The sequence below is a fragment of the Streptococcus sp. HMSC062B01 genome, assembly GCF_001811085.1.
GTDB lineage: Bacteria > Bacillota > Bacilli > Lactobacillales > Streptococcaceae > Streptococcus > Streptococcus gordonii.
The window spans coordinates 137,831-149,133 of record NZ_KZ672782.1; the positions used below are offsets into that span (position 1 = coordinate 137,831).

Consider the following 11,303-nt stretch of genomic DNA (forward strand, 5'->3'; position numbering starts at 1 on the left):
CTAAGCTCTGTCAATTTCCCATTTTCCAGATTTAACAATAGTGTTTTTCTTTCTTTTATATTATTTTTTTTAGATACAAAAACTTCTATATAATCTATGTTATCATGATGAATACCGAACCCTATATTTTCCATAGAACCATCATCTATCAAGCTATACTCTGAAGTATACTTCTCTACAGTCTTTTTGAGGTCTATACGCTTTTCTTCAAAATTTTTCTTACGCAGATCATAGGTTAAAATTTCGAATGCTGTGAGCTTACTAGATAATCTTTTATATTCTTTAGAATATGTTTGATCATATGATACAAAAGAGGAAACTACATAATTTCTTGTAATTACTAAATCGTTAGATTGCCAATTGACATCTTTAGGACTAACTAAGACATAGCGCCCATCTTTTGTTAGAGTGATATCTTTCAGCGAAGAATCAAATACAAGAGTTTTCTTTATGGTCTCTTCCTTTGGCTTGGAGGAAGAAAAGAATTGTTTTTTTAGATAAACAAAGCTACAGAAAGCTACTAGTAAGACAGCAATCACTAAAATAATTTGTTTTCTTTTATTCATTTATTGTCCTCCTGAACCGACTAAGCGATCAAACAGCTGATTATGTTGGATTCGAATATCCTCTCCACTCCGATAAGTTATATCAGCATCATTCCCTTTCCTTAAAATTGCTTCCTGATACTCTTGCCAATGTCCTTTAGATGGAATGATTTTTTCATCTTGAATTTGACTAAACGCATTTTGGAGCTCAGACGGCTTAGGTGTAACAATGTTATCCCCTTTAATAAAGTTTGTCACCGTACTATTATAAATATTGGTGCCTTCCATCTTTTTATCAAAGGCTTTTAAACTGTCTAGTGCTTGTTCCTTATTACCCGTTTCAGCCAAAGCCTGTTGATAAACGATGTTTCGCAAGCCATTTTCTTGATAGTCTGCATAAGATAGAGCAGACTGCAAATCAAAAGCTGAAGAAAAACGTGTCGAGATTACCTTTTGGTTTCCTTCAAGTCCAGTTGACACACTTCCTCCTCCAACATCGTTAAACGTATTGAATGCTTCTTTTTCGGAATTTTCCTTATCTTCGTCAATTTGTTCTAAAGCAGAATGATAGGTAGCAAATGCCTTGACAAGACCTGCACCAGAACGAACTGGTGCTTGATATTTTTTAGGTAATAAACCAGTAGAACCAGCTGCAGCATCTCTAGCATTAGAAGGGCCATCAGAGTTTGCAGCGGTATCTAACACTGCCCCTATAGCTTGAGTAACCGCTACAGTCTCAGGTCCACCTAAGTATCCGCCTGTCTTTATTACATCACTAACAAATTTCAGATTGGCTTTTAGACGTTTCTCTTCTATTTTATCCAATTCGGCAGCCATTTCACGTCCTTTACCTTCTCCATAAGTATCAAAGACCCCTACAGTAACTGTTTCACGCTTATCAGGAAATGTTCTCCATTCTGTTTGGCTTTTCTTAATTTCATCAAAAGTGATATTTCCATTCCCCATTTTTAGATTATCAATGGAACTTTTTTCTTCATAAGTCCCCCCATGCGGCATCTTATGAGGAACATGTCCCATCTTTCTGACATAGATTGCCGAATACAGATTTGTCAAAGCATTCGCTTTTTCAACATCCTTTTGTATTTTTCTTAATTCAGGCGTCATTTTTTCCTGAGTAGCTATAAAATCATCTATCCGTTTTTGATAAGAGGCATCTGATTCGTTCTCCTTTCTTTTAGGAAAACCAGGCATCTTACTTACACCAACAGCTGTTAATGATATGCCAAATCGATCTCCTGCTTCCATTAATTTATCCATATAACTTTGAACATCTTCTACTGAATTATTTTTCAATAAAGTATTTACGAAAGATTTTATATCATTTAATTCTTCGGGAGTTGTTTGATCTAAGTCTCCTTTCATCGTACCAAACAGGGTTCTATTAACGATTGTCATCATAGATACACTGACACCTTTAGATGGTACTTTTGCCATTTCGTTAAAGGGGTCTTTAGAATATGCAGCTGCAAGCATTTTCCCATCATTTTCATCCTGGATTGCTTCAAGATCTCCCATGTTTTCAGCAGTCAATTTTTTAAGTTCCATATAGCCAGCAATCTCATCAACACTAACTACATGAATATGCTTCGCATTTGCCATCGCATCTCTCAATCTCGTGAAAATACCCGCTAACTCTTGAAGCGCCTTAATCGCAGTATCTTGAGCACCAGATAGTGCGACATGAGTTTGATTTCTATTACTTGCTAAACTATTCAGCGATGTAGTTAACCCATCTTCAAATCCCTTAAAATCACTCTTAGGTTCATTCAGCAAATCTAACGCAGCATCTAATTTAGCTTGTAAATCTTTTTTGACTGTTTCTGCTTCGTCATATTGTTCTTTTTTCAATTTAGCTTGAACGCTATCATTATCTCCCTTGATAGACTGAATTAATTCATCATCATTAAATCCAGCAGATTCAAGACTTGATACATAGTTACTTAAAACTTTAGCATATTTTTTAACAGTTTGCGGATAAACTTCATAAACCATTTCTTGTAGCTCATTTAGTAGATTTAAGAAAGCCGTGACAGCATCAGCTTCTGAATCTTCTATCTTCAACATGAATTCTTGATAGCCCTTCTTTACTGCCGCCTCATACTCTGTCGCAAATAGTTCTTTGCGTTCTGAACTCTCTGACATGTACTTTTTGCCCTTAACCTTAATTTTATCTGTCATGACATTTCCCTCCGTTTTCTTAAAATGGATTTATTTTTGCTAATGTATATTCGAATGATACGCAAGTCTTGTCCCATTCTAATGTGCTGATTTTAGTAGTTAGTTTTGCATCGACCTCACTCTTTTTTGCTGAAAAGTCTTTTTCTAGCCCTTCTAAATAATCTTTCTCATCTGCAGTTTCTTCTTTATATTTTTTTCCTTTTAAATTATCCACATTCGTCTTGTCAGGTTTATAACTTACTTTAGTATTCGTATCATTTAAAGCTTTTTGGGCTGCTTTTAGAGCTTCGATTTCTCCATCAAGAGCATCTAATTTTGCTTTAATACTTGCTACCCTATCTTCTTTACTTGTCATTTTTTTCTCCTTCTATTCCATTAATACTTTAATTTTATTTGCCTGTCCATGTGATACAAAATAGTGAATCTGCTCATCTAATGCCACCTCTCTAAGAGGTTTAGATAAAACGTCTATGACATACTGATCATTTAGTCTCAATCCAACTAAACCTTGTTTTATGCGAAGAACCGTTTTGGATGCATAATCAATTTTTTTACTTAATTGATTATCGGTTTCAACAAATACCGGATAGCCCACTTTATGACCATTTTTAATAATATTAGCTAGACTATCTTGTAGCTGGTGATTTAAATCTCCTACTAAAGTAGACATATCATATATAACTATGATTGTATGTAAATCTTTTTCTTGATCCTCCATACGTTCAGAAATTAATAACTCAACTGCCTCTATAAAATCTTTCACATTTTCGGGGTCAGATACAATTGTGTAACCATCAAGATCAGGTATTAAGTTATACTTTGGAGCGATAATATAAACATTAGAATTAATTTTTGATGAAACAATAGAAAATTGTTTCGTCATTGTTCTCATTTGCTCCTCACTATTGGCTACATATACAAAAGACCCTTGCTTTAGATTCCAACCCATTGGTTTGACAGTTTCTATATCTAACCCTAAAGGAATAATTTCTTGCGATAGAAGCTTCAAAACGTCTGTCCGACTATAGAAGTCCTTCTCTGTCAACTCCTCAGGTACCATCGGAATCGCCTGTGGTGTTTCACCTGTCCAGGCTTCTTGGATTCGAGCGACTTCTGTACGTAGGTTATTGATGACTTGTGCATCACTGATACCTGCCACTGGCAAGGCAAGCTGGACGACATCAACTTCATCCCGTTTCATGAGGATGCGTCCTTTGATATCTTCCATGGTCGCCGCAAGCGGTGTGCTACCTAGAATAGTTCGGACTTCACCGACATCATTTTGCTTAAGAGTCATCTGATGCTTGAAGTTGGCATAGAGCGTAGCTCTCAGGTTGGACTGGCGACCAGCTGTCATGATTAAGTGGACACCAATGCTGAGACCTTCGCGGGAAATCCGCATCAAGATCTTGAAGAGCTCTGCTTCAAATGGCTCTTCCTTCATCGCTTCATAGCTATCCAAGAGAATGACAATTGTCGGCTCTTCTTGGCCACTAGCCTGACGGTAGAGGTCTATGGTTCCTACACCGTAGTCAGACAAGAGTTTCTTCCGTCGATTAAGCTCTCGCTCCATGATTCGGACAAACTTAGCCACTTTCTCCGTCTGGTCTAAAAGTAGGGTATCTGCTACGTGAGGAAGATGGCTCAAAGGCGCCAGCCCATTCGTACCAAAGTCCATCAAGTAAAGTGTGACATCCTTTGGACTGTACTTTCTAGCTAGATCCATCGCTGCACTTTGCAGGAAGGTCGTCTTCCCTGTCCCTGGACTACCATACAAGAGGATATTTCCATCCTTAGATAGATTGATAGAGACTGGCTCTTGCTTTTGTGCTTGCGGAATATCTGCCATCCCGATGAGAAGCTCGAGATCACTTGGCTTTTTATTCCATTCCTTATGGAAATCAACCGCTTCAAGCTCATCTAATGTCATGCGCTCACGGAGCGGTGGTAGCCACGGCTGTGGTAGGGGAGCGATCTCTTGGTTCTCTGCCAAGAGCTGGATATTTTCGACGATGGCATCAAGCTCTGTCGGTACTTCCTTGATTTCATCGGCCAGATCCAGTCCAGAGAGGTCTTGATTGAGGACTTCATATTGGCCTAGGTCGTTGATACGATAGATGGTGTGATCTTCGATCCCCAGTTCATCCTTGTCCGGCTGGTAATCTGCTCCTGACCAGGCTGATTGGAAGAGTTCATAGACTTCATTGTTACCGACTTGCAGGTAAGCACGACCAGCCTGCGTGATTTCTGCTGCATCTGGTGTATGGAGCATTTCCATGGAGTCACTTCGGTCTGCCACCTTGAGGGCTAGCTTGAAACGAGAGTTGGACCAGATCTGGTCATCCACGACCCCAGATGGTTTTTGAGTGGCAAGGATCAAGTGAACACCGAGGGAACGCCCGACCCGAGCCGTAGAAACCAGCTCCTTCATAAAGTCTGGCTGGTTGACCTTAAGCTCTGCAAATTCATCTGAGATGAGGAAAAGGTGGGGCAGAGGTTCTTTGGCTTCGCCATTTTTAAATTTCTTCTGGTATTGGTTAATGTGGTTTACTTCATAACGGTTAAAGAGACGCTGTCTGCGTTTTAGCTCCGCATTGATCGAAACCAAGGCCCGCATAGACTGGGCCCCATCTAGGTTGGTGATGGTCCCTAGCAGGTGAGGCAGTTTCTTAAAGAGATGGGCCATTCCTCCACCCTTATAGTCAATGAGTAGGAAGCCCACATCGTGCGGGTGGAAATTGACGGCTAGACTCAGGATATAAGACTGGATAGTCTCAGACTTACCAGAACCAGTCGTCCCCGCAATCAAACCGTGCGGTCCATGAGCCTTCTCGTGGAGGTTGAGTTGCACTAGGTCAGTCATTTTATTTTTTGAGGGAATAGCAGAGCAGATAAGCAAGCGAAAAATATAGAATTTTCAAGGTACTAGAAAGAAAATGTTCTTGTTCTATTATACCATACGAGGGATAGGACGGTGAATGGAAGGAAATGAACAAGACAGGAGAAAAGAAGAGAAAAAGAAAACCACTTGAAAATGAAGCTCTATAATTTCTGTAGTGGATAAAACCACTGTAGGAATGATGGAGCCTATTTGTTGTAGAAAAAAAGTCCCATAAGACCTATACTGAAAAGCGACAAAACCATCATTAGAAAGAATCAAAAATTCCCTATTTAGAGTGTGCGGGTTACAAGACTCTCATTCGATTGAGAAAGCGCCGTTTCCACTGTAAAATCTGTAGGAAAATGGTGGCCGCAGAGACTTCCTTAGTCAAGAAGAATCACCAAATCGCAGTCATCGTCAACCAGAAAATAGTCCAAAAATTGATTGAGAAAGTCCCTATGACGGCCATCGCTGAATACCTAGCTGTCTCTAATTCCACCGCCATTCGTAAATTGAAAGAATTCGAGTTTAAAACGAAACTCAACTACCTTCCAGAACACATGAGCTTTATCAACTCTTGCTTTTTCATTTCCAAGAGAAACGGGCTGACCATTTCTTTGGACTCATTGAAGATACCACTTCGTGTGTGAAGCCTATCTTTCAAACTGTTTTTAAGACCTTTTTGAAAGATAAGTACAAGATCATGGACGCACTGGAACTGCCCTACTCAAACGCAAAACTAGAAGCTACGAATAATCTCATCAAGCTCATCAAGCGCAACGCTTTCGGATTTTGGAACTTTGACAATTTTAAAAAACGTATTCTTATCGCTTTGACTATCAAAAAAAGAGAGAACAAACCTTGTCCTCTCCAGGATATGACTTTTTGGTAACCCACTACAGTTGACAAAGAGCCGTTTTTTGTTATCAATCATCCATTACTCCGCCTGTGAGCTGGTACATGAGGTAAATGTGCTCCAAGGTTTTTACCTTATCCATATGTTCCACATCTTTAAAGCCTCCCAAGGCTAGTAAAGGAACAAAACCGAAACATTGGTTATAAGACAAGGGACCATGTTTTAACACAGCTTGTCTATATAAATCCAGTTCAAATTTTTTTGTAATATATTCGTTATCTAAAAATCGAATGAATAAATCCAGACCCTTACAAATAATATCTAAATCTTTAATATTATATTGGACAATTCCCACGTAGGCGTTCTCTTCCCAAGTAACAATATCTCCAAATGCTGTCACGAACATAGGAAAAGCGACATCTCCTCTGAAATAACTATCTTGGAGAAGTTCAAGGTAGTCATCTGGATTGATGACTTTTAGATAACCATCTAAAAAGGTTCCCAGACCATCCTCCTGCCAAATTTGAACTAACTCAGCTGGAACTTGATCCTTATATTTTTCAATAACTTCTTGGGGCATATCTGCCACTTTTATAAAGTTTTCTAACATCTTTTCCTCTTTCTAGTTAATAACTTAAGTTAATATTGAGATAGGTAGTCTTAAGTTCTTCCGGAGACAGACCTGCGGCTAGTTTTCGTATTTGTTCGTCCATGGCATCAATCCGCTTTTTCCACTGAACGCCTAGTGAAGAATTGATACGACTGTCACCCACACCTCTAATTTTTGTTGGATCTCCACCGGCAATTTGGTCAGGATCATGAAGAGCCGCCTGTTCTTTCATCCATTCTTTAGCTTTCTTTTCTGCAACATCAGGAGTATCACCAGACAAAATAAGTTCTCGAGTCTTATCTTCTAGCGCTTTTTTCCTAGCTGCTTTCTGAGCCTTACTACCCTCTTTAGAACGGCCTTCCTTCAAATAACGCTCACGATTATCAAAGTATTCCTGAACAGTCAAATCATTCAACCCATCTTGTTGACCTTTTAATTGACGAGAAAATTCAGTTTCATCAAATTTATCTTTATATTCAAATTCAACAGAAACTTCATCCAGACGGGGAATCTCTTCCCCAATATCATCTGCAAAATTATCGGCTACTCGTTTTCCTGTTTCTGCAGTCTCTTCTAAGCCTTTGGCTACATCATCTCCATGGCGTGCGAACTCTTCTCCCGCCTCAGACGCAAATTCTGAGCCGGCTCGACCTCCGCCACCTGCGTGTCTCAACCCACGGGAGACATCATCACCATGTTTAGCAAGGCTCTCACCAGCCTGTGAACTGAACTCCCGGCTCACACGACTGGCTGCGCCACCACTAGCTGCTTCTAAACCTCTCGCTACATCATCTCCATGCTGAGCAAAGGCTTGACCAGACTCGGCACTGGCACGAGCTCCTGCTCCTACCAACTCCCGTTCTAGATTAGCTGCATTCTCTGCTTGACGCGCAAAAGCTTCTTCTAACTCAGGCTTAATGCTCAGATTTTCTCTAACTGCCATATCATGGGTTTTCAGATAGTCTTCTGCTTCCTGAGCCAGACGTTCGCCTGCCTCTGCTGAATCAAGTTCTCGAGCAAGATCATCACCGTGACGAGCTACATCATCTCCATGCTTAGCCAGTTGTTCGCTAGTCTCTTGGGTAAACTCACTAGCTGCTGTTCGACCAGCTCCTGACTTAGCAAAGCCTTCAGCAGTTTCATTACCCACATTGTAAACTCTAGCCCCATGTTCTGCGAAGTCGTCACCATAATGTGCTGTAGCGGTGGCCAATTCATCACCACTACTCATTAAACGCTGACGTAATTTATCAAAAGTCGGGAAACGCTCGGCCATATTATCACCAAATTTGCCAGCCGCATCCCAAACATTATCACCCCAACGGGCCATTGTAGCAGCTGGGTCATCAATCAGATTCATCATTCCACGAGCTGCGCCACGCATAGCATCGTCTCCTTTGGTTGCCAGGCGTCCGATACTTCTAGCCATATCGTCCGCATTGTGTAGTGCTGCTTTCCCAACCGTACTACCAAAGGCTCGAATCCCTTGCAAGAATGTTTCAGCTCCTTTGGCTGCCGTCAAACCAGCTTTCACTTCGCCTACACCGATAAACCAAGAAGCAACCTCAAATGTTACACCACCCGCATTATACCATGGATCTGCCCAAAAGTCATTCCACATCTTGACTGCGCCATTCTTAACTCCTTCCCAAGCTTCTGCCCGAGTTTTCTCATCCGTCACAAAGCGAACAGCATAATCACCAGCTCCTTTGACAGTTTCCCAGGCACCATTGACATCATCTTCCATCCACTTAGGAGCGATATCTTCACCACTAATAGCCTCAATTGCTACAAAAGTTAAGGAGTTCATGAGATCATTAAGTTCACTAGCCATAATTGCAACAGAGCTTACCAAAGAGCCAGCCGCCCCGAGAAAACCTTCCCCAAATAGTAAGACTTCACGTAAGACAGGAATGTCCAAGTCTTTTGTCCCTTGCTTAACTCCATTCCACCAGTTTCCTATTCCCTCACTTGTATTCTTCAACCAAGCTGTGACTGGGTGATTTTTCTCCCACTCTTCCTTGGCTTTCTTGGCTGCTTCTTCAGCTTCTTTCTTAGCCTGTTCTTTAGCCTCTGTGATCTTAGTATCCAATTGCTGAATACCATCTCCCAATTGGCTAAAGGCAGCAAAATCTACAAAGCGTGGATCCGTGTAGGACAGTGCCTGCGCTTGATTCCCCACTTCTATCTGCTTACCAAGAGCCGTCACAATGTTATCTGTTTGTAAAGGCGCATCTGCAGTATCAAACTTATTTACATTATTTATAGCATCCTGGAGGATTTTATTAGCTGATGTAATAGAGCTTGAAACTGAACTGCTAGGACAACTCAAGCTGATTAAATCATTAATATCCGAATAAATCTTGCCAATCTTTGTCTCGTATTCTGTATGCTTGGTATCCGCATTGGTCATTTTAGTTTTAGTTTGAGTAAGAACTTCTTCATCCAAAATAGCACTTTCAGAATTTTCACCAACAGTTGATTGAAAATCACTTAGAGTCTTTTGAAAGTCTACTCCCATCAAGGTATAGCTATTTTTTAGTCCTACAATAATCGGATTATGACTGTTATTGATCTCATTGTTAATCGCCTTACCGACTTCTCCATACATGGAATTACTCGTAATAATACCATTCATCCCGTTTTTGGCCGTGTCTAACTCACCTTCTACTTTTTCAGCAGACTCTAGATAAGCATCGCGGAGCTTAATAAGCTCGGCTACATCTACGTGGAATCCCATTACTTCACCTCTTTCTCTAAAAGATCAATGCCAAACAAGTCTTTTGCATAATGTTTATAATAGGCTAAGCCATCCTTAGAAGGCATATAGGCTGTCGAAATCTGTTCTTTGGCCAATTGCGTTGCTCGAAGAACATCAAGTGAAAACGTCTCGTCCAATGGATGACTCAAGCCTTGATGTACAACTCTCTTAATCATCATATTAGAAATGAACATTGGCCGAGTAGCCGGAAGTTGACCTATAGGCCAGACATAGGCGTAATAGTCAACAATATACTTGTCAAAAGGAGCCTGCAAAGGAAGTTTTCGTCCAGTAATAACAACTAGTTCACTTACTCCTGAATACTCCAACTGATTTTTAATGGCTGCCGGCAACATTTCCTCATCTAGCTCAACAATTGAACCAACAGGCAAAATCTCTGTATAAATAGCATCGATTTTGGCCATAAAAATCAGAAAATCAGCTTCCAAAAAACGAAGCTTAATCTGTTGACGTGAAAAAGTGACTGAGCGTTCTTTCCCATAGTCAAACTCCACATGAATAGTTGCTCCAATCTTAGGCTTATATGTAAACTCCGAATCCAGCTTCCGATAAGCTTTGTAAATTGAACGCAGAATTTGAGGATGATTTCCTAAGAAATTTGCAATAAGCAGAACCTCGTCGGTTACCTCAAAAGAAATTTGAGAGTCATTGTGAAAGATGCTATATAAGATTTTACTTTTATCTACTTCTTGTTCCATTATTTAAACCTCAAATTCGCTGTCTTCTTATCAAAATCTGCACCAAACTGTGCATCTTCTTCAACAATTTTTTGGGCCACTTCTTTCATCTTATTGGTGCTGGTCACTGCATAAGTTGTCTTATAATTCGTCAAAGTGGTTTCAATTTTTTTCTCCATTTCAATCAAGGCCTTAAAGCGTGCTAAAGTTGTCTTTCCTAACTCTTGAACAGTCACACCTGAGACGCTCGATACATTATTAGCAGCAGTTGTCACTGCGCTGTTCCATTCATCAGGAGATACTCCGATTCTTCCCATAATTTCCTCCTAGACCAATGATTTGAAAAAGTTTGCTGCTGTATCCCACGCATTAGCAGCCCAACTAAGAAGGTTTCCTTGCTCAAGCTCTAATCCGGCAATTTCCCCAGAAAGGCTTGATAAATTTGCTTGGTGTTTATTAATATCCGAATTAATATCTTTTGTAACTGTTTTAACAGACGTTTTAAATTTATTTCGAATATCTCCTTTAAAATCTGACTCAGAAATATCAGACTCTATTTTCTCAGTATTCTTCTTAAAAGTATCATAATCTGTAATAGCAGTCTCTAATTTCTTTTTAGCTTCTCGCAAACGTCTAAGTTTTTCTTCATTTGCAGCATGCTTCGCTTCATATTCTCGAGCTTGCGCTTGATATTTTTGCCCTTGTGCACGATTGTAAGCATTATTTTTAGCCTTATCGTTAGCCATAGCTATC

At 40.1% G+C, this 11,303-nt stretch carries 8 protein-coding genes and 2 pseudogenes; 1 reads left to right on the forward strand and 9 read right to left on the reverse strand.

The features are described 5' to 3' along the window. The 4 genes and pseudogenes from HMPREF2780_RS05930 to essC all read right to left on the reverse strand — a co-directional run. Positions 1-566: hypothetical protein (locus tag HMPREF2780_RS05930; RefSeq protein ID WP_158672297.1), on the reverse strand; the 566-nt coding region annotated here is incomplete at its 3' end. Further along, positions 567-2,744 carry a hypothetical protein gene (locus HMPREF2780_RS05935; protein WP_061599087.1) on the reverse strand — a complete coding sequence of 726 codons (2,178 nt, stop codon included), beginning with the start codon at positions 2,742-2,744 and terminating at the stop codon, positions 567-569. 19 nt (positions 2,745-2,763) lie between these two features. After that, positions 2,764-3,099: a hypothetical protein gene (locus HMPREF2780_RS05940; protein ID WP_061582603.1), complete on the reverse strand. Its 336-nt coding sequence runs from the start codon at positions 3,097-3,099 to the stop codon at positions 2,764-2,766. A gap of 12 nt (positions 3,100-3,111) precedes the next feature. Beyond that, positions 3,112-5,601 (reverse strand): annotated as a pseudogene (gene essC / locus HMPREF2780_RS05945) (type VII secretion protein EssC); the annotation flags it as partial. A gap of 293 nt (positions 5,602-5,894) precedes the next feature. Here essC and HMPREF2780_RS05950 point away from each other — a divergent pair. Further along, positions 5,895-6,506, forward strand: a pseudogene (locus tag HMPREF2780_RS05950) (transposase); the annotation flags it as partial. A 45-nt stretch (positions 6,507-6,551) separates the two neighbouring features. Here the strand turns inward: HMPREF2780_RS05950 and HMPREF2780_RS05955 are convergent. Genes HMPREF2780_RS05955 through HMPREF2780_RS05975 form a run of 5 tightly spaced genes read right to left on the reverse strand, consistent with a single transcriptional unit; the run spans position 6,552 to position 11,296 of the window. Continuing rightward, entirely contained in the window at positions 6,552-7,091 is a 540-nt protein-coding gene (locus HMPREF2780_RS05955) for a T6SS immunity protein Tdi1 domain-containing protein (protein WP_061599914.1), read from the reverse strand. 16 nt (positions 7,092-7,107) lie between these two features. Beyond that, complete coding sequence (locus HMPREF2780_RS05960; RefSeq protein ID WP_105026363.1) at positions 7,108-9,831, reverse strand: polymorphic toxin type 15 domain-containing protein; 2,724 nt, start codon at positions 9,829-9,831, stop codon at positions 7,108-7,110. Further along, on the reverse strand, positions 9,831-10,571 hold the full coding sequence (locus tag HMPREF2780_RS05965; RefSeq protein WP_008808107.1) for a DUF4176 domain-containing protein: 741 nt from the start codon (positions 10,569-10,571) through the stop codon (positions 9,831-9,833). Before HMPREF2780_RS05965 ends, HMPREF2780_RS05960 begins: the two co-directional genes overlap by 1 nt. Continuing rightward, the gene (locus tag HMPREF2780_RS05970) at positions 10,571-10,867 is read right to left on the reverse strand and encodes a hypothetical protein (RefSeq protein ID WP_061597396.1); all 297 of its coding nucleotides are present in this window, start codon (positions 10,865-10,867) and stop codon (positions 10,571-10,573) included. The genes HMPREF2780_RS05965 and HMPREF2780_RS05970 overlap by 1 nt, the downstream gene beginning before the upstream one ends. A gap of 9 nt (positions 10,868-10,876) precedes the next feature. Beyond that, positions 10,877-11,296, reverse strand: coding sequence for a DUF5082 domain-containing protein (locus HMPREF2780_RS05975; protein ID WP_061599920.1), 420 nt, complete (start codon positions 11,294-11,296; stop codon positions 10,877-10,879). Positions 11,297-11,303: the final 7 nt, after the last annotated feature.